Here is a 20586-nt window from a genome sequence, read left to right on the forward strand (position 1 = left end):
TGATCCACCATTAAACCACGTTGCGTGCTGCATCTTTGGCAGCTTGCTGTTTATCCACCTGTTTATTGATCAAATACTGCTGCACCATGCTAAACAAGTTATTAACCGTCCAATACAACACCAAACCTGCAGGGAAAAACAGCATAAATGCAGTGAAAATAATCGGCATGAATTTCATCACGCGCGCTTGCATTGGGTCAGTTGGCTGTGGGTTGAGTGACTGCTGCACAAACATCGCCAGCCCCATACACAATGGTAGAATAAAATACGGGTCCATTGACGATAGGTCATGAATCCAGCCAATCCACGGAGCATGACGCAACTGCACAGACTCGACCAATACCCAGTATAATGCCAAGAAAATTGGCATCTGCATCAATACTGGCAAACAGCCTGCCAACGGATTGACCTGCTCTTCTTTGTAAATGCGCATCATCTCTTGTGACATGCGCATGCGATCATCGCCATACTCTTCTTTTAGCGCTTGTAAACGTGGGGCGATAGCACGCATTTTTGCCATCGAATAATAACTCTTGTTGGAAATCGGCAACAACGCCAACTTAACCAACAATGTCAAAGCAATAATTGACCAACCCCAGTTACCGATCACCTTATGCAGGCTTTCTAGTACCCAAAACAGGAATTTTGAAATCGGCCACAATACACCATAATCAACGGTTTTATCCAAGCCTTCAGCAAGCGGACGCAATACATGCGTATCTTTGGGACCTGCATACAACGTGGTGGTTAGCGTCAGCTGCTTAGCAGGAGCAACCTCGACAGGATTGCTCATCAAGCCGATGATATGATCATTGCCAACCGAACGCGTATAAAAACTGGCGGTATAGCCATGTGGCACCCAAGCAGACAAGAAATAATGCTGCACAATCGCCACCCAGCCTTGTTGTGTGCTGACATTAAGATGTGCTTCGTCAAAATTACTAAACTTAAGCTTGTTATAGGGCTTGTCAGGTGTACCCCATGCACCGCCAAGATAAGTCGCCATGCTAATCGCGCCTTTATCAGCAAGCCCTGGATCTTTGCTGTTATCACGCTTTAGCTGAGCATACATCTGACCTTGCCAAATCTGGCGGCTGGTATTATTGATGTTATACGCCACTTGAATCGGATATTGCCCTTGGGTGAATGTATAGGTTTTGCTAATAGTCACGCCATCTTTTTGATACGTTAGTGGCACGACCAGTGTTTTATCATTCGCCGTCATCTGATAGCGATAACGCGGCGTGCTATAAGGCGCACGCGCTGTGCCGCCATCAATACCATCACGTCCGACCAGTCCCGACTGCGCAACGTACACACGGCTGCTATTGTCTTCTAGCAAGACAAATGGTTGAGCATTGTCTAAAGTCGCTGCCTCGTCACGCAATGCCGCATAGACCACATCACCGCCCATGGGGTTGATGCGAATATCGTACTTATCGGTCTGCACCTCAATTAGTTGCTGAGCAGAACCTGTCGCTTGCGTCACCGTGCTGGCTGCATTACTGGCTACTGGCACATCGCTGGCAGGATTAGCCGTCCCACGACCTGCAGGCACATCCGAGGCTGTGGTAGGCGCCGTCGCAGTCGGTGGCGCAGGCTTACCACCCGTAATGTAATCATCGCGCCACGCCAACACCAACAAATAACTGGTAATCAGCATTGCCACGATAATTAAAATTCGTAGAATTTTTTGCATAGCCAAATCCCCGCCGTGCCAAACGAATGGTAACCCAAGATAGACCTTCATCAGCCTGATTACTGCCAACTAATAGCCAAAATAGCCATTATTTTACTAAAAAAATGCCCAAAAAGATATTTTTGCCAGTAATTTGAAACAAAACTTTAGTTACCAAAATGCTGTTTAGCCAAACATGGGTTGATCACAACGACATCCACCGCATAAAAACGATAACGGTACAGCGGACGTGGCACCCAATCAATCCCTGAACCACCCCACGGATGGCAACGTGCTATACGCTTAACTGCCAGCCAACCACCGCGCCAACTGCCATGCCAAATTACCGCTTGCAAAGCATACTGTGAACACGTGGGATAAAACCGACAATGCGGCGGCAAACTTGGGCTGATATAACGCTGATACACACGAATCAACGCCAACAATAACTGCGTAAAACGTGAGTGCACAGACGGTAGGGGAGGGCAGGACGTGTCAGCATGAGGTTTCATCAGCATTTCACCGACTAAACATTTGATCGCTGCATTTTTAAGGACTTACGCGTAATCTGCTCAAAGGCTTGTGCTATCTGTGCTAACAGATCGACATTGTCACAACTTGAAACGTCTTGCTTAGCAATGACTACCATTTCAACCACACAAGGTAACTGCGCTTGATACTGGCGAAAATATTCGCGTAATAAACGTTTGAGGCGATTACGCTCATGCGCACGTTTAATTTTCTTTTTGGCGATCGCCAAACCTAAACGATTGGGCGCATTTTGATCGTGTCGCACTCGCACAAAAAAAAGTAAATGTGTCGTATGTACTTTAAAAGCGGTATGATCAAAGACTTGTTTAAAATCCTGCGCCGTTAGCAGGCGTTGGGTTTTGGTAAAACGCCTATGGCTTAATTGCAAATTTGGTTTTATCGCCTTTTGCACCGACTTATCCACACCTTATACCCAGACCTACTTTTTTACGGGTATCTAACAAGAAAAAAGCGATATAACTTCTGTTAAATCGCTTTTTAAAAATTTGACTATCTGACTAAAGCGTAAAATAGCTTATGATTACCATCACTAGCTCACACGGTTAAACGATGACGACCTTTCGCACGACGACGTGCCAACACTTGACGACCATTTTTGGTTGCCATACGCGCACGAAAACCGTGAGTACGTTTACGCTTTAGATTACTGGGCTGAAAAGTACGTTTCATAACTGTCCACCTGTCCAAATCAGCATTGGTACAAAGTCAGACCAAAGCCAAAACAAAACTGAATTGACTTCCTCCCCTCCCTAAAGTGAGGGGATTCCTTCTGCAAGACGGTGAAGCCCCACCGCAAACCTAAGACAATGGCAACCGCCCGTACGACACACCGTACATCTTAGGTTCTTATTTTAAGCTAATCCTACCGTTAGGATTGTCATAGACACGAATTAGCTTAAGTGTGTGTTTGGAAACGTCTTACCAGTTAAGTTACTGCGTACTCGCAATTTAGTCTTAACTTAACTGTGGAATGTAAGACATTGAATATAGTGAGATGAGTATAGCAAAACTCATCGCATTTAACAATTGCCTTATATCCACCGCCTGAAGTCGCAGGTTTACGGCAACGAATGATAAAATTTAGTGCGCTATTATGCAAAGGTTTAAACTGTAAGTCAAGTTAATTTCTAAAAATATTTTTACCAACTGATGCATAAATTTTAAAAAATAATTCAAAAAAAATTTTACATATTTCAAAGTTATCCACAGAAGTTTTCGCCCTAATAATAAATTATAATATATATATTATTATTATTAGTGAGGCGTATTTCTGTGGATAAGTAACACATTTGTGTTATTAATCATTAACTTAGGGTGTTGATAACTCGGTGGAAAACGCGTTGATAAAATGTGTAAAAGTCGTTATAAAAAATTATCCACAAAGTTATACACCGACTTATCCACAGGTAGAAAATACCCAAAATTGGTTGTCAAATTTGGTAAATATGATAAAGTATGCCGCGTCAATGTGGGGGCAAAAAATTATGGTAAATTCCGTATGGCAACGCTGTGTGGAGGAATTAAAGTATTTAGTACCTGATAACATCTTTACGATGTGGATTCGTCCTTTATCGGCGTATCAGCAGGAGGATATTCTATATCTTACGGTACCTAACCAGTATTTTGCTACTTACATCGAAAAAAATTATCTGGCGCAAATTGAAAGTTTGGTTGCGCAATTTAGCATAGAAGCACCGCTTACTGTCAAAGTGACGATTGATAAGGCGCCTGATATGCCTGTTCGGCAAGTTGAGGCAGCCAGCGCAATGACAGAATCGACAGTAACAACCGAAACTAATAAGCGCAATCCACTACAAAACTTAGATTCAAGCTTAACGTTCGATCAGTTTGTTACTGGCAAAAATAACCAGCTGGCTTATAGTATTTGTAAGGAAACTGCGGCTAACTTGGGGGCAGCAAAAAACAATCCGCTATTTTTGTATGGCGCAACGGGTTTGGGTAAAACCCATTTGATGCAAGCGGTAGCGCATGAAATTGTTAAACAAAATAAAAGTTTTTACTATTTTACTTCGGATAAATTTGTCAATAAGCTGGTTAGTGCCATTCAACATAATCAGGTTGATGAGTTTAAACAAAAAATCAAGCAGGCAGATTTGCTGATCATTGATGATATTCATGTAATCGCTGGCAAAACCAAAAGTAGCGCAGAATTTTTACAGTTATTTAACGATTTTTTGCGAAAAAACAAACAGATTATTTTGGCGTCAAATCGCCACCCCAGTACGTTAAGTGAATTTGACGAGCAAACCAAGTCGCGCTTTGCTTGGGGGTTATCGGTAGCTATTGAGCCTCCCGAGCTAGAAACCCGTGTGCAAATTTTACAGAAAAAAGCCAAAGTTAAAAACGTAGAACTGCCCAAAGATTGCGCAATTTTTATCGCCCAGCATGTGGTTGCCAATGTGCGTGAGCTTGAAGGAGCGTTAAATAAAGTGTTGGCAATGGCGCGGCTACTTAACCAGCCTGTTCATTTGGAGATGGTGCAAATCGCGTTAAAAGACGTGATTGCCATGCGCGTGCAGGCGGTAAGCATGGATAACATCCGCAAAGTGGTGGCAGAATTTTATGATATTTCGGTCAAGGATTTGATGGGTAAAAAACGCACGCGACATATCGCGCGTCCTCGGCAAATGGCGATGGCGTTGGCGCGTGAGCTAACCAACAACAGCTTTATTGAGATCGGGCAATCATTTGGCGGGCGTGACCATACCACGGTGATGCACGCGTGTGACAAGGTGCAAGAGTTGTGCGCCACTGATACCATGTTTGATAAAGACTATCGCTCATTGCGCTTGATGTTACAAACTTAATTGGCGATAATAGTACGTTATTTGTTAATCGATGAGTCGTTAGACTTTTTTTCGCAAAATACCGCGTCACTCAACAGGGGCAAGACATGCAGCTGATCATCTCCCAAGCCATGCTTATGTATGCGGTGAATTTGATTTTTAAAGCCGCCGATAAACGCAATAGTCTTGCGATTTTGGCAAATCTAAAACTGGTTTTGTCTCCTGAGCGCTTGACATTATTAGCATCCGATCTTGAGGTTGAGCTACAAGCAGAGGTGGCACTGCCTGCAGGGGCGTGCCAACAAGCAGGACAAATTACCGTACCTGCCAATAAGTTTAAGGAAATTATCAAGCTGTTGCCTGAAGATGCGCAGGTATCAATTGATGTCACGGATAATAAGCAATGCCAAATTGTATTTGCTGATAGCCAGTTTCGCCTCAATACTTTGCCTGCAGAGGATTTTCCGCTGATTGGCGTGCCTGAAGCTGCAACGTCTGTGGTGTTGTCGCGCGAGACATTGCTGGATTTGCTTGATAAAACCCACTTTGCGATGGCGATACAAGACGCGCGATATTACCTAACAGGTATGTTGGTCGAGCTAAAAGACGGGGCACTGACTGCGGTGGCAACGGATGGTCACCGTTTGGCATTGGCGCGTGCTGCCAATATGCAAACGTCTGCTGAAACATTAAGCGCAATTTTACCACGTAAGGCGGTGCTAGAATTGCAACGCTTGCTTGGCGAAATGCGCCGCAGCTCGCCGAATGTAGACAATGCTATCACGCTAAATATTGGGCGTGAATTTGTCCAAGTCATGTTGCCATTTGGGCAAAGTGAAGAAGCTGCAGATAACACACGAGCGCCTGTGGTGGTCACATTTACCGCGCGCTTGATTGATGGTAAATTCCCCGATTATCGACGTGTTATTCCCACCAACACCGATAAAGTTGCACGATTTGGCCAAGAGGCACTTGCGAATATCTTGCGCCGTGTGTCTGTATTGAGTAATGAAAAATTGCGTGGTGTGGTGTTTGAGTTTGGTGACAGTGAGCGCGTGCGCATCCGCACCAGCAACGCCGAACACGATGAAGCCAGTGCAGTATTGCCGATTCGTTATCAAGGCGCGCCGATGGAGATTTCTTTTAATGTGGCGTATTTGCTTGATGTGCTCAACGTGTTACAAAGTGACATCGATATGCATATGCAGCAAGCCAATGGCTCGGTGTTGATCCGTCAAGTCAATGACAGTCAGCATGATTATGTTATCATGCCAATGCGTATTTAGTGGGTCATTTTTTGTCTATTAAATTGCACTGGGTAATCAGTTGGATTGGGTAAACGGAAAAACAATAGAGCAAGGATGCCGTGAATATCGTCCGTTTACACATTCATCATTTGCGTAGCATTCAGTATGCCGATATTAGCCCCAAAGTGTGTAATGTGTTTTTGGGTGATAATGGCAGCGGCAAAACAACAGTATTAGAGGCAATTTACCTACTGTCACGCGGTAAAAGCTTTCGCCATCATCAGCCCAAGTATTACATTACTCATGGGTCTAGCAGTACTGTTATTTTTGCCAAGCTTGTTTCTTCTACCCATAAGCTTTTCGCGCTTAGCCCAACGTATCAAAACATTGCTGTTCAAAAATCACAAGACGCTACCACTGAGCTGCGCTTAGATGGGCAAACATTAGCCACCCAAAGCCCACTGACTCAGCTGTTGCCTACACTGCTACTTGAACCAGTAAGTTTGGTCGCGCTAGAGCAGGGCAGTCAAAGTCGCCGCGAACTGCTTGATTGGTTGGCGTTTCACGTGGAACAAAATTTTCATGGACAATGGTTGGCTTACCAGCGTCTGCTCAGACAGCGCAACCAATTCCTAAAAACTTTGGCAGGGCAACGTCAGATCTCTGCCTTGCATCGACAAGAAATCACTGCGTGGGATAACCAACTTGCTGAATATGCCGAGCAGATCCATGCGTTGCGCCAAGATTTGCTGATGCGTTGGCAGCCATATTTTGCCGAACAGGTTGAGGTTTTTTTGCCGCACTATGCCAAGCGGCTGCGTTTGCGTTATAGCGCAGGTTTTGATAGTAAGACAGGTTTGGCGACATTGCTTGCCGGGCGGCTTGATAGCGATATCACGCTGGGCTACACGCGTGTCGGTAGCCACCGTGCTGATATCCAAGTCATGCTTGAGCAGAATATCAGCGATGACACAGGACAAGTGCATACCCATAGCCTACCTGCGGTGGATATGCTGTCGCGTGGTGAACGTAAGCTGCTGATGATGGCGTTTCGACTGTCACAGTTACCGCTGCTGCAAGCGGTCGGTAAGGTGCCGTTGGTGTTGATTGATGATATCACCGCTGAGCTTGATGCGCATGCGCTTAATTTGCTTTTACATGGGCTTAAACAAGTGCAATGTCAATTATTTATCACCAGTTTATCCACAAATATTGTGCCCGTATTGCGTGAAATTTGGGCGCAAGATCTAAGCGTATTTCATCTTGATCACGGCGTGGTCAGTGCAAGCTCTGATGATGGTTAAATCCTATCTATGACACACAACAATCCATCAAAATCTCTATCTAAAGCGAGGTCAAAGGATGATTTTTTTGCCAAAATTTGCTAAAATATCCCCTTTGATTTTGACAAAAGTACATCGCCAACATTTGGTGTAATCAGAGCGTTTGTGCAACCATTTGGTGTTGAACAAACCCATAAAGCAGGTGTGGGCGAGCAAGCAGGAGCAAGCATGGTAGACATGGCAAATGGGGCAGACGGACTCAACACACACGCAGACACAGCGAGCCAAGACACGCCCGTGAACCATGCTGACAACCAATATGGCGCTGACCGTATCCGTGTTTTGCACGGCTTAGAAGCGGTGCGCGTGCGCCCCGGTATGTATATCGGTGATACCGATGATGGCACAGGCTTGCATCACATGGTGTTTGAAGTCGTTGATAATGCCATCGACGAGGCACTAGCAGGGCATTGTGATCAAATTGACGTGGTGATTCATGAGGATGAATCGGTCAGTATTACTGACAACGGACGCGGTATTCCTGTCGATATTCATCCTGAAGAAGGTGTATCAGCAGCGCAAGTGATTATGACGGTACTGCATGCAGGCGGTAAGTTTGATGACAACAGCTACAAAGTATCAGGCGGCTTACATGGAGTTGGCGTGTCAGTGGTCAACGCGCTGTCACAAAAACTGGTGCTTGACATCTGGCGCGATGGTTACCATCACCGCCAAACCTATGCAGATGGCGAACCGCTGGCCCCGATTGAGCGTTTAGAGCCTTCAAGCAAACGCGGCACACAGGTGCGGTTTTACCCCAGCGATCAAATTTTTAGCACGACAATTTTTGACTATGACATTTTGGCAAAACGCTTGCGTGAATTGTCCTTTTTAAACTCAGGCGTCAAAATTGTCATTACCGATGAGCGCAGCGGTAAGCAACAAGTGTTCGAGCATGCAGGTGGCTTGGCGGAGTTTGTCCATTACATCAACGCAGGCAAAAACGCGCTCAATGATGTGCTGCATTTTACCAGTCAGCAAGCCGATGGTATCGGTGTTGAAGTTGCGCTGCAATGGACAGACAGCTACAACGAAAAGGTTTTGTGCTTCACCAACAACATTCCGCAGCGTGATGGCGGTACGCATTTGTCAGGTTTTCGTGCGGCATTGACCCGTGGGCTTAATAGCTACATGGAAAACGAAAACTTGATGAAAAAAGAGAAAGTCGCAGTGACAGGCGACGATGCACGCGAAGGCTTGACTGCAATTGTCTCAGTTAAAGTACCTGACCCCAAATTCTCTAGCCAAACCAAAGACAAACTGGTTTCCAGCGAAGTCAAGTCCGCGGTTGAAACTGCCATGCACGGGCAATTTCAAGATTATCTATTAGAAAATCCAAATGCCGCCAAAGCCATCGCAGGCAAAATCATTGACGCGGCGCGCGCCCGTGAAGCAGCGCGTAAAGCGCGTGAAATGACGCGGCGTAAAACCGCACTTGATATCGCAGGTTTGCCAGGCAAGCTGGCGGATTGTCAAGAAAAAGACCCAGCATTGTCTGAATTGTATATCGTCGAGGGTGACTCGGCAGGCGGTTCGGCAAAACAAGGTCGTAGCCGTAAGACACAAGCGATTTTGCCGCTAAAAGGTAAAATCCTGAATGTTGAGCGCGCGCGTTTTGATAAAATGCTGTCATCGGCAGAGGTCGGTACGCTGATTACCGCACTTGGTACAGGTATTGGCCCTGAAGAGTACAACGCTGACAAGCTGCGCTACCATAAAATCATCATCATGACTGACGCGGATGTGGACGGTTCGCATATTCGTACGCTGCTTTTGACATTTTTCTTTCGCCAAATGCCCGAGCTGTTGGAACGCGGTCATATTTATATCGCTCAACCACCCTTGTACAAGCTCAAAAAAGGGCGGCAAGAGCTATACGTCAAAGATGATGACGCGCTCAAATCCTACTTGCTGTCGGCCACTATTGATACTGTACAACTTCACCCAAGCAGCGACGCGCCTGCGATTCGCGGTGAAGCGTTAGAAACTTTGCTTAATGACTACAACCATACCCAAGCCATCAAAGCGCGTTTGCAAATCAAATACCCTGCCGCGATGTTAGACGCATTGACGCGCGTTGATAAACTTAACGCCGAGCAGCTGACTGACCACGACTTTATGCAGCACTGGTTGGTAGATTTTGCAGCAGCATTGCAGCGCATCGCGCCTGAACTACAACCACAGGTCAGTTTGGTAGCGTTTAACCAAGCCAATGCACAAACGGCTGACGACAACGCAGACACCGAGCAACCGTATTACTTGCCGCAGGTGGTTATTCACGTGCATCAACTGCCGCAGCAGTATTTGCTAGATACCAGTTTTATTGGCTTAAGCGAATATGCGCGTTTGCATCGTCTTGCCAACCAATGGCAACATGCTTTGACCGACAGCGCGTATTTGCAAATCGGTGACAAAACCCTTGCGGTGCAAAACATGGCGCAGCTGTGGCAGCAGCTTATGCACGAGGCGCGCCGCGGTTTGACAATTCAGCGTTATAAAGGCTTAGGCGAGATGAATGCTGAGCAGCTGTGGGAAACCACCATGGATCCTGAAAACCGCCATATGCTCAAAGTCACTATCGAGGATGCAATTGCTGCTGATCATCTGTTTGCCTGCTTGATGGGCGATGATGTCGAGCCACGCCGCGCGTTTATCGAAGAAAATGCCTTGACTGTGGCAAACCTTGATATTTAAACACGATATTGGCATAAATCGGTGACATAAACCGTGTTGGAACTGTTCTTACTGGCGATCGCCTTATCGATGGATGCCTTTGCCGTGTCAATTGGCTTGGGTGCTAAGCACCGCAATCACACCGCGCGTACGGCAACATTGGCAGCGGTATATTTTGGTGCGTTTCAAGGTATTATGCCATTACTGGGCTATCTGGGTGGACGCACAATTTTAGGCTGGATTGAATCGACCGCGCCGTACATTGCCTGTGTGATTTTGCTGGCACTGGGTGCAAAAATGCTGTACGAAGCCTTTGGCGATGATGATGTGGCCGATATGCCGCCGCGGATCAGCCACCAAGCTATGTTGCCGCTTGCTGTGGCGACCAGTATCGATGCGATGGCGGCAGGGTTTACGCTCAATTTACTGCCTATTAATGCCTATAGTGCGTGCTTGTTGATAGCCACGGTGACAGCTGCGTTTAGCTTTGTTGGCGTATGGTTGGGCAAGCAATCGGGCACATGGCTTGAGAGCAAGGCAGAAATCTTTGGTGGGCTTGTGCTGATGGCGATCGGCATTAAAATGGTAGTGGGCGCGTGATACGCAGCATCAGTTGCATCAATCATTGCACAAGATTTTGGTAGCAAGCAAAAGGATAACCACGGTGACACAAGCAGCGATTAAGCAAGACCGTATTTTAATTTTGGATTTTGGCTCACAATACAGCCAGCTCATCGCGCGACGTGTGCGTGAAGCAGGTGTGTTTAGTGAGCTTTACCCCTATGACATCGGCGTAGATAAAATCCGCGAATTTGGTGCCAAAGGCGTGATTTTGTCGGGCGGTCCTGAGAGTGTGTATTTGGACGACGCGCCTTTGATTGATGATGCCGTGTTTGATTTGGGCGTGCCTGTGCTGGGTATTTGCTACGGCATGCAGGCGATGGCACAGCGCTTTGGCGGACAAATTGCTGCTAGTGCACAGCAGGAATTTGGCGCGGCGGTGATTGATAAAATTGCCGATGACGCGCTACTAGGTGAAATTGAGGACGCGCCCAACAAATTGTCTGTATGGATGAGCCACGGCGATAAGGTCATTGCGCTGCCTGATGGTTTTGTGGCAACAGCCAGTACGCCAAGCTGCCCAATCGCGGCGATGGGGGATGATACGCGCCAATACTATGGCTTACAATTTCACCCTGAAGTCACCCACACCCAACAAGGCGCGGCGATTATTTCACGCTTTGTGCATCAGATTTGCGGCTGTGCCAACGACTGGACGCCAACCAATATCATCGACATGCAAGTTGAGGTGCTCAAGCAGCGCGTGGGCGACAAACAGGTTTTGCTTGGGCTATCAGGTGGCGTGGATAGCTCCGTGGTGGCGGCATTGCTTCATAAGGCAATTGGCGATCAACTGATTTGTGTTTTTGTTGATAACGGTTTGCTGCGCTTACATGAAGGCGACCAAGTCATGCAAGTGTTTGCCGAAAATATGGGCGTTAAAGTCGTGCGCGTTGATGCAGAAGAGCGCTTTTTAACTGCATTGGCAGGCGTAAGTGACCCCGAAGCCAAGCGTAAAATCATCGGCAAAACCTTTATCGATGTATTTAGCGACGCTGCGCGTGAGTTATCCTCAGCAGGGCAGGGCATTGAGTTTTTGGCACAGGGCACGATTTACCCTGATGTCATCGAGTCGGCAAAAAGCCACCAAGGCAAAGCGCATGTCATTAAAAGTCACCACAACGTTGGCGGCTTGCCTGATGATTTGCAGTTTGAATTGGTCGAGCCATTGCGCGATTTGTTCAAAGATGAAGTGCGCAAGTTGGGCATTAGCTTAGGCCTACCAGAAAAAATGATTTATCGCCACCCATTCCCCGGTCCTGGCTTAGGCGTGCGTATTTTGGGTGAAGTCAAAAAACAATACGCTGATATCCTGCGCCAAGCCGATGCGATTTTTATGCAAGAGCTTGAAAACGCAGGCTGGTATGACAAAACCGCGCAAGCATTCGCCGTGTTTCAGCCGATTAAATCCGTTGGTGTAGTTGGTGATGGGCGGCGCTATGCGTGGGTAATCGCGTTACGCGCGGTCGAAACGGTGGATTTTATGACCGCACGTTTTGCTCACTTACCGTATGAACTGATCGAAACGGTATCTAACCGTATTATGAATGAAATCAAAGACGTATCACGCGTAACTTACGACGTATCAAGCAAACCGCCTGCAACGATTGAATGGGAATAAATCGGCCAACATCTAGTAATGCAAAAAAGCACCTCGAAAAAAGGGTGCTTTTTTTAGCCAAGTATTGGGGCACTTGGCTTAGGCATTAGCTTAAACAAATCCCAATCAATGTTTTGTAACGATCCCATTTGACAGGGATGATATATGAGCGTTTGTTGGTAGGAAGATAAGTCTCACTGGGCACACCTTCAACCACAATCGGCGTTGAGATAATAAAATCTGAGCCAAACTCACGCCGCGCATTGCCCGACACGGTGTTAGCAATCTCACCGACCAAGTCTTTGAGTAGCTCCTCGGTGGTGGCAGGCTCGCCCATGTGTAGTAGAATATTGCGCAGCATGGGTGTCTCTGAGCTGACATACACGCAGCCTTCTAGCGGACCTGTGATGTTGATAATACCGCTATAGTCATAGGCAAGCGGCGTGGTGTTGTCGTTAAGATAAGGGGTATCAACCTCGACATCGTCAGAGCGAATCTGTTTAAAAAAATGCGCAACAGATTCAACAAAAACGTGCAATTTTTCGGCTTTCATGGCGGAGGCTCACATCAGTTGCTTAATTCGGATAGGGTGGGCAAAACAACGCTAAGCTGGCGTTGAACTCCCACGCCAGCTTATGCTTGATAACCAACGATTTGATCAATTAGGCTATATTTAGCCATTACCATTGAGGTAAATGCCGATAAAGGCTTGATGGTCATTCCATTTTAGCGGGATGATAAACGTGTGTTTGTCCTTGTCTTTGGGCAGCAAAACGGTTTCGGGCTGACCTTTGAACACAAACGGTACGGAGATATTAAATTCATCGCCAAACTTGCGCCGTGCGTTGCCTGAGATGGTGTTAGCAACCTCGCCAACCAAATCAACCAAGTTTTCTTCACTGTTGTCAGTCTCTTGGATGATTTGTAAGATTTTTAGTAGCATTGGTTTAGAGGCGGTAAAATACACCAAGCCTTTATTGTTGCCGCTGATACCGATCACGCCTGTATATTCTTCAAAAATCGGTGTTTGGTTTTCGTTAAGATACGGGGTATCCACGATGATATCAGCATCATTCATTTGTTGAAAATAATTAATAACGCTGTCAATAAATACCTGAAAATCTTCTTCTATCATGTCAATTTCTCACTAAATAATTTTGGCTGTCTATCAAATACGTTGTAATAATCAATCACTGACCAATTCATCCAGCGCTTCGCCAAGCTCTTCTTCTGAAAATGGCTTGCACAAAAAACCACTCGCGCCCAATTCCAGTGCCTTGATGCCCGTCGCTTTATCTGATAAAGCCGAGACAACCAGAATTCTGACCTCTGGGTCAATAGCAACCAGTTTTTCGATACATTCTAAGCCGTCCATTTGAGGCATGGTCAAATCCATGGTGATGACTTGCGGACGGTAGAGGTCAAATTTGTCAAGCGCGTCTTGACCGTTGCTTGCTGTAGCAACCAAGGTAAACTGATCTGCGTTATACACGCGCTGAATGCGGTTACGAATGATGTTTGAATCATCGACAATCATTAAGCGATACATAAATTTTCTGCCTGTTGTGTATTGATTGATAAACTAAAGCCTAACGTCTAGCTATTGCACGGGATTTTTAGGGATTTTGACGGTCATACGCGTGTATTTGCCAGCTTGGCTATCAACGTTGATTTGTCCATTCATTTGGTCAATGTGCGCCTGAATGATATCCATACCAACGCCGCGCCCTGCATCGTCATCGGCGTGTTCACGCGTGCTAAAACCTGATTTAAACAACAGGGTAGTCAAACGCTGTTCAGACCACTGCGCCAAGTCATTGGCATCATAGCCCATTTGCACCGCGCGTGCACGAATGGCATCAAAGTCCAAACCATTACCATCATCTTCAATCATCAGCTTGTAAGACTCAGACAGTTCAATCAAACTAAGATTAATCTTTCCAACCACTGGTTTACCGCGTGATTCACGAACTTTAGGCGTTTCAATACCATGTACCACTGCGTTACGTACCAGCTGAATGGTGATATCTTTGATCACAGCAGCGATGTCAGCAGGTGGTTGAATGCTGTTAAACCCTGACGCTTTAAGCTGCACCTGTTTTTGTTGGCGCGTGGCAATATTGTCGGCAAATTGTTGATAAAATGCGTTCATACCACCATTGGCTGTATTGGCAGTGATTTGCGGCTTGATGGTATACACCTCGCTGGTGCCGCTGCTCGTTGGTGCTGCGCTGGTATCTGTAACAGGTGCAGCGTTTTGGTTGATCCGCAAGCCTAAGCTTTCAATGGTATTAGATAGACTTAATAGTTCGTCTAGGTGAATCGTCAATGGCAAAAAGTCGTTACCACTAAGCTTATCTTTTGCCTGTAAGCCTTTGAGTTTTTCTTCAAAGTTATTGGCGATGTTGGTGAAGGTATGTAGGTTTAATGCCGACGCTTCACCTTTTAGACTGTGCATGATGCGATACATCTGGGCAAGTTTATCGCGCAACGCGCCTTGGTCACTGCCAGGTGTTTTGAGAATATTGTTGATTTTGACGATATTTTGTTTGGTATTTTGGATAAATTCGTTGATGATCGTGGGGCTAACGTTCAAAATTGTCGTGAGCATCTCGATTTGTAAGTCGTTTTGCGCGCGTTCTTCTTCTAGGCGTTGTTCTAGGCGCACTTGTTGGGTTACGTCTTGTACGTTGACCAAGATACGTGCGATGTTGTTTTGGTCATAAACGCGCGAAAATTTAAAATCAAGGTACTTGTTGGCGCCACTGGTTTTGCCCTCGTCTTGCAACAGCACCTTTTTGAGAGGATTTAGGTCATCGATCAGCTTTTCTTTTACCCGTGGGTTGTATAGCTGCTTAACAAAACCTTCAGTAACCTCCAAATCTTTGGCAGTCACCTTATTTTTAAGTAGTTGTGCCAAGTTTTCGCCAGCGATTTGGTCGGTGCCCATGATGTTGGTGAGCTGCGCTGAGTACTGGTTACCAATACTCAAATCTTTGTTTAACAGGAACAAGCCTGTGTTTACGTTTGCCATAATCTCGGCGGTTTCACGCTGTGCCGCCGCGGCTTGCGCATCAGCTTCACGCAAACGACGCACGAAGAAGAAGATAAAGATACCAAAGTAGGTTAAAATCGCACCAACACCCAGCAGCTGGATCAAACGAATCAAGTTTGCTTCGTTTTGGGCGCGGTCGTATACAGTACCTGTCAAGGTGTTGAGCGTGTCGTTCATCACCAAGCTTGAGGTTTTGGCTTGATCGTTGGCGGCGTTGAGCGCAGGCGCAGCATCTACTTTAAGATCTTTGGCAACTTTTAGATAGTCATCAACCCGAGGGCGTAGCTGCTCCCATTGCTCACGGGTTTGTGCCAAGGCAGGGCGAATGGCTGGGTCAGTGATGGGGTCGATTTTTTGCGTTCTACCCATGCCAGTGGTCAGAACGCCACCTTTTTCAAGCGCGCCAAGACTTTGATCAATCGATTGGCTACTATCTTGCAAACGCTTGATAACTGTACTCATGTGGGGTGAGGTAAAATCCTCACCATAGCTGTTTTGCAAGTCAAACAGATCCTTGAGCACCGACTGGGCGTTGTTGGCAATGTTGTTGGTGGTGTTGATCAAGGTGGTGTTTTTTGCCAAGATGTTGGAGGTATAAAACGTAAACGCTAACAATGCACCAATCAATGACAAGAATAGCGTGATCGAGGCAATCAGCGAGCGATAACGTGAGCCATCATCGGCGGGCGCTTGCACCAATGGTTTGGTCATAGACGGGGTCGTGCGCGGTAATTTCATGATAACGTACCCTAAAAAATGGTTGCAAATGGCGTGGTTTAGCAATGCAGCGGTAACAAATCGAGCTTATGGTGTGGCAGATGCGCTGGCAGGCGTTGCCATGTCTTGCTCAACACTAATTTTCCATTTATCATCAATTTTTTTGAGTGTACCGTCGGCTTTGATCTTACGAATACCGTCGTTGATTTTGGCCTGTAGCGCATTGTTGCCTTTTTTCATTACGATGACTTGTTGTGAGGTCGGGTCACTTTGGTCTTGATAAGGCACAATCTTGACTTTTTGCTCAGGATGGTTATTGGCGGTTTCTTTAAGCAATGGATAATCCTGCAAAATCGCATCCACATTACCCTGCACAAGCTGCTGAAAAAGCAAATAAGTGCTACGCGTTGCCGTAAGTTCACGGGCAATATTGGCATCTTTGATTTTTTCGTACTGAATCGTGCCGTCCATCGCGCCAACGTGTAAGCCTTTTAAATCCTCAAAGCGTTGTATATTTAGGTTATTATCCTTGTACATAATCGCTGAGGGGTTAAAAAAGTAAGGGTCGGATAATGCGTAACGCTCGGCGCGCTCAGGCTTATAAGAAATACCCGAAATCGCTAAATCTGTTTTACCTGATTCTACCGAATTAAACAAATTTGAAAACGGATCTTTGACAAATTCTATGCGAAAGCCCTCTTCCTCACCAATCGCACGGATCACATCGACATCGTATCCAGTTAAATTGCCGTATTGATCAAGGACTGAAAACGGTGGCATCGTGCCCGTTGTTGCTACTTTGACCACAGGCGCATTGTCAGGCAGTTTAGAAACAAAGCTATCACCTGTTGGCGCACTGGCAGCACCTGCTGCCGCATCTTGATTATTGGCTACATTCGATTGTGTACACGCGCTTAACACCGCACCACATACGAACATACCTAGACCAGCCCAGCGTTTCATAGGCAATCCTTTAATAATTGAGCAATAAAAAGACAGAGTAAACAGTATGGATTTACTTTTTGAGTAATAAAGTAACAAAAATCGCAGATAGATAGCAGTATATTGAGTCGTTTATTACATCTCAATCATTCAATGTAAAATTTTGTAAATATAGCATAAGACTGAAATATAGTTGAAAACTATTTCTATTGTAGTTGTTTTGTATAGTAAATATCAATTTTCGTATGATTAAAAAGTACGCGTCAAAAGTGACTTATCCTCTTTTGGCGCGCACCATCGCCCAAATGATCATCGCCGCCAAAACGCCAAAAAACGCCAATGACAACTCAGGAATACTAAAGCCCAAAAACGTCCAATCAATGACCGCACATTCGCCCGAACCTTTAAACACCTCGGCAATCACCTGTGCAATCGGCAGAGTATCGACCCAGTAGTTCAAACCGGGGCCGCACGATGGCACTTGGTCAGGCGGCAAATGCTGCAGCCAAACGTGACGCAGTGCCCAACCAATTGACCATGCCATGCCAAGCAGCGCACCGACCATCAAACCAACACGTGGCATGACAGTTTTAGGATTGATCACAAACGCCAATAAGCTAAACACGCCCATGGCAATCAGCCCAAGCCGCTGAAAAATACACAGCGGACACGGGTCTAGTCCAACCGTACGCTGCAAATAACCGTACGCAAACGCCATGCCCACAATGCTTGCCAACGCAAGCCAGCCCGACAACGCCCGATAGCTGGTGATACGCCGCCAAAGTGTGCGCTGTGGGGTAGAGGTGGTAGTAAGTGGCTGAGTCGTCATGGTACTAACCTAAAATTGAATGAACCAATCAGCGAAAACGTGCGATATAATCAGTAAAACTTAGCGTATCATTGGTTTCTAGCGTTTGCTGATCGCTGACAGACTGTTTGGCCAATGTGGCATAATAGGCAGCACGCGCGCCCAATGACTGAGCACGCAAACTGTGCGCGTGTTGCTCTGCCAATTTTTTACCAAATTGCCATGTGCCGCCTGCCTGCACCGTATCGTGCAACACTTGTGCCGAAGGTGTCAGCTCAGCATGATGACAGCGACCCAACATGACCGTCAAGGCATGGCGGTAAGTGTTGCTGCCGTATGTTTCATCTAGCAAAGTTGCTACAGGCAACATAGCTTGCAAATGCCCGTCAAGCCAATCCTGTAAACGCACCTCACCCGTCGGGGTCAAAATAGTGACGTGAGGATCGCGCCCTTCATTGACCGCGCGTTCTTGGTTTATAGATAGTCGGGCATCCTCATCGGGCAATAATTCAGGACTGTCGCTTAGCAGGCAGTACAATGCCAAAATTTCCATAAAACAAGCCGTATCCATGCTGATACCAATCTCGCTGTACGGATCAAGATCAAGCGCGCGTAGCTCAATATAGCCCACCCCACGCGCCGCTAGTGCTTCACTTGGGGTTTCATCGCCTTGAGTGGTTTGTTTGGGACGAATTGCACTGTAGTACTCATTTTCAATCTGCAAAATATGGTCATTAATTTGCGTTGGCGTACCATCGGATGTATCAATGCCCAACGCAGTAAAGCCTTTGTGTGGCGTACCAACAGCTTGTTGCAAGCCTGCTACATACTCATCCAAGCGGTTATAGCGAATATCTAGATCATCTTGCACGTTGTTTTGATAGCCCAATTTACCCATACGCAAAGAAGTTGCATTGGGCAAATAATAGCCCTTGTCATTGAGTGGTTGCAAATGGTGTTGGCGACCTGTCAAAAAACACGCGCATACCGCAGGACTTGCCCCCGTCAGATACAACACCAATGGCAACAAACGCTTAAAGTTGCGTACCAATGCCAAATACTTGGCATTTTTAAACGCGCTCAGCGCATCGTGATGACCCTCAGCCGCCTGCCACGTGCCAAAAAAATCATCGCCAAATGATAAATTATAGTGCAACCCTGCAATCGTCTGCATGCGCCGCCCATAACGCAAACCCAAACCATGACGGTACAAAGTTTTTAACCGTCCACTGTTGGAGCTGCCATAATCTGCCAACAAAATATCGTCATCGCTATCTGCCAACATGCACGGCATCGACATGCCCCAAAACAGTTCGTCGTTTTCTAACGCTTGTTGCACCACAATATGCAGCTCACGCAGTTGCGCCAACGTCTGCTGCACACTGGCTAGCGGTTCGGTGATCAGCTCAAGCAGGCTTTCGGCATAATCCGTCGTGATGTGCGGATGGGTCAGCTTAGAGCCCAAACGCGTGGGATGTGGGCTTTGGGCGATAAAGCCATCGGGGCGCATACGCAAGCCTTCTTTTTCAATACCGCGCCGCATACTGGCTAACAAATCGGCATTGAGCCAATCGGGCAAAACAAAGGCTTGGGATACATCGGCTTGTGGCATAAAAACTTCCGTTGGTTAAATTTTTGGTCTAATTTGCACATAAGCAGCTATTTGTCATAAAACTACTTGTGAATAATTGAAATTATGCCACCAAACGCAAGCTTACGGTATTATTTTTCGTGAAACAGCCGCGCATCACTTGACTTCCTCCCCTCCCTAAAGTGAGGGGATTCCTTCTGCAAGACGGTGAAGCCCCACCGCAAACCTAAGACAATGGCAACCGCCCGTACGACACACCGTACATCTTAGGTTCTTATTTTAAGCTAATCCTACCGTTAGGATTGTCATAGACACGAATTAGCTTAAGTGTGTGTTTGGAAACGTCTTACCAGTTAAGTTACTGCGTACTCGCAATTTAGTCTTAACTTAACTGTGGAATGTAAGACATTGAATATAGTGAGATGAGTATAGCAAAACTCATCGCATTTAACAATTGCCTTATATCCACCGCCTGAAGTCGGTGGTTTTACGGCAACGAATGATAAAAATAACCAAAAAAATACCCACGCCGCAGCATGGGTACCATTTGACTTAATTTTCTAAAATTAAGAAAAATCAAGCTCAGTTTCAAAACCTTTTAGCTCATGGCGTGCCATAGCAAGGTTAGATTTTTGGCGATCAAGCACCAAGTACAAGAACAAGTTTTCGTTACGTACCAATGGGCGAATCAAGTGGTATTGCTTGCTCAAGGTGATCAAGATATCTTCGATGTTATCATTTAGACCCAAAGCGTTAGAAACTTTACGTTTTGCACGTACCACCTCAGTGTTACCTGCTGCAGCCAACTCAAGGTCAAGACCCGTACCCACTGCCGCCAGTGATAGACCTGATTCGCTATCAACCAATGCTGCTGCGATAAAACCATCAATATTTGTTAGTGAATCTAAAGATAGCTTTGCCATGATGAATTCCTCATATTCTTTCAATTTTA

General features: G+C 46.2%; 18 protein-coding genes. 6 read left to right on the plus strand and 12 right to left on the minus strand.

The window, feature by feature from the left end; genetic code table 11:
- Positions 1-10: 10 nt before the first annotated feature.
- From yidC to rpmH, 4 genes are all read right to left on the minus strand, one after another.
- A complete protein-coding gene (gene yidC / locus MA2_RS04205) occupies positions 11-1699 on the minus strand; it encodes a membrane protein insertase YidC (protein ID WP_067056960.1) in 1689 nt (562 codons plus the stop codon).
- 146 nt (positions 1700-1845) lie between these two features.
- On the minus strand, positions 1846-2190 hold the full coding sequence (yidD, locus tag MA2_RS04210) for a membrane protein insertion efficiency factor YidD (protein ID WP_067056963.1): 345 nt from the start codon (positions 2188-2190) through the stop codon (positions 1846-1848).
- Positions 2191-2204: 14 nt separating this feature from the next.
- Positions 2205-2621 (minus strand): ribonuclease P protein component, encoded by a 417-nt coding sequence (rnpA, locus tag MA2_RS04215; RefSeq protein ID WP_245945359.1) that lies wholly within the window; start codon positions 2619-2621, stop codon positions 2205-2207.
- Between the two features lie 143 nt (positions 2622-2764).
- Positions 2765-2899, minus strand: coding sequence for a 50S ribosomal protein L34 (gene rpmH / locus MA2_RS04220; RefSeq protein ID WP_062500206.1), 135 nt, complete (start codon positions 2897-2899; stop codon positions 2765-2767).
- Between the two features lie 815 nt (positions 2900-3714).
- On the opposite strand from rpmH, the gene dnaA reads away from it, so the two are divergent.
- The 6 genes from dnaA to guaA all read left to right on the plus strand — a co-directional run bounded on the left by dnaA (position 3715) and on the right by guaA (position 12542).
- On the plus strand, positions 3715-5058 hold the full coding sequence (gene dnaA / locus MA2_RS04225; RefSeq protein WP_067057056.1) for a chromosomal replication initiator protein DnaA: 1344 nt from the start codon (positions 3715-3717) through the stop codon (positions 5056-5058).
- A gap of 86 nt (positions 5059-5144) precedes the next feature.
- Positions 5145-6323, plus strand: a complete 1179-nt coding sequence (gene dnaN / locus MA2_RS04230; RefSeq protein WP_067056966.1) for a DNA polymerase III subunit beta — start codon at positions 5145-5147, stop codon at positions 6321-6323.
- Between the two features lie 80 nt (positions 6324-6403).
- Entirely contained in the window at positions 6404-7588 is a 1185-nt protein-coding gene (gene recF, locus MA2_RS04235; protein ID WP_067056969.1) for a DNA replication/repair protein RecF, read from the plus strand.
- A gap of 207 nt (positions 7589-7795) precedes the next feature.
- Positions 7796-10321 carry a DNA topoisomerase (ATP-hydrolyzing) subunit B gene (gene gyrB / locus MA2_RS04240; RefSeq protein ID WP_373279749.1) on the plus strand — a complete coding sequence of 842 codons (2526 nt, stop codon included), beginning with the start codon at positions 7796-7798 and terminating at the stop codon, positions 10319-10321.
- A 33-nt stretch (positions 10322-10354) separates the two neighbouring features.
- Positions 10355-10900: a manganese efflux pump MntP gene (locus tag MA2_RS04245; RefSeq protein ID WP_067056972.1), complete on the plus strand. Its 546-nt coding sequence runs from the start codon at positions 10355-10357 to the stop codon at positions 10898-10900.
- Between the two features lie 55 nt (positions 10901-10955).
- A complete protein-coding gene (gene guaA, locus MA2_RS04250) occupies positions 10956-12542 on the plus strand; it encodes a glutamine-hydrolyzing GMP synthase (protein ID WP_067057063.1) in 1587 nt (528 codons plus the stop codon).
- 85 nt (positions 12543-12627) lie between these two features.
- Here guaA and MA2_RS04255 read toward each other — a convergent pair whose 3' ends face one another.
- The 8 genes from MA2_RS04255 to MA2_RS04290 form a co-directional block, all read right to left on the minus strand.
- Positions 12628-13074: a chemotaxis protein CheX gene (locus MA2_RS04255; protein WP_067056975.1), complete on the minus strand. Its 447-nt coding sequence runs from the start codon at positions 13072-13074 to the stop codon at positions 12628-12630.
- 120 nt (positions 13075-13194) lie between these two features.
- Positions 13195-13656: a chemotaxis protein CheX gene (locus MA2_RS04260; RefSeq protein ID WP_067056978.1), complete on the minus strand. Its 462-nt coding sequence runs from the start codon at positions 13654-13656 to the stop codon at positions 13195-13197.
- Positions 13657-13707: 51 nt separating this feature from the next.
- Complete coding sequence (locus tag MA2_RS04265) at positions 13708-14070, minus strand: response regulator (protein ID WP_067056982.1); 363 nt, start codon at positions 14068-14070, stop codon at positions 13708-13710.
- A gap of 51 nt (positions 14071-14121) precedes the next feature.
- A complete protein-coding gene (locus MA2_RS04270) occupies positions 14122-16314 on the minus strand; it encodes an ATP-binding protein (RefSeq protein WP_245945264.1) in 2193 nt (730 codons plus the stop codon).
- A 66-nt stretch (positions 16315-16380) separates the two neighbouring features.
- Entirely contained in the window at positions 16381-17256 is an 876-nt protein-coding gene (locus tag MA2_RS04275; RefSeq protein ID WP_067056986.1) for a substrate-binding periplasmic protein, read from the minus strand.
- Between the two features lie 253 nt (positions 17257-17509).
- On the minus strand, positions 17510-18064 hold the full coding sequence (locus MA2_RS04280; RefSeq protein WP_067056988.1) for a disulfide bond formation protein B: 555 nt from the start codon (positions 18062-18064) through the stop codon (positions 17510-17512).
- 28 nt (positions 18065-18092) lie between these two features.
- A complete protein-coding gene (gene gshA / locus MA2_RS04285; protein ID WP_067056991.1) occupies positions 18093-19655 on the minus strand; it encodes a glutamate--cysteine ligase in 1563 nt (520 codons plus the stop codon).
- Positions 19656-20200: 545 nt separating this feature from the next.
- Entirely contained in the window at positions 20201-20557 is a 357-nt protein-coding gene (locus MA2_RS04290) for a roadblock/LC7 domain-containing protein (RefSeq protein WP_067056995.1), read from the minus strand.
- Between the last annotated feature and the right edge of the window lie 29 nt (positions 20558-20586).

It is taken from the genome of Moraxella atlantae NBRC 14588, assembly GCF_001591265.1.
GTDB classification, from domain to species: Bacteria; Pseudomonadota; Gammaproteobacteria; order Pseudomonadales; family Moraxellaceae; genus Faucicola; species Faucicola atlantae.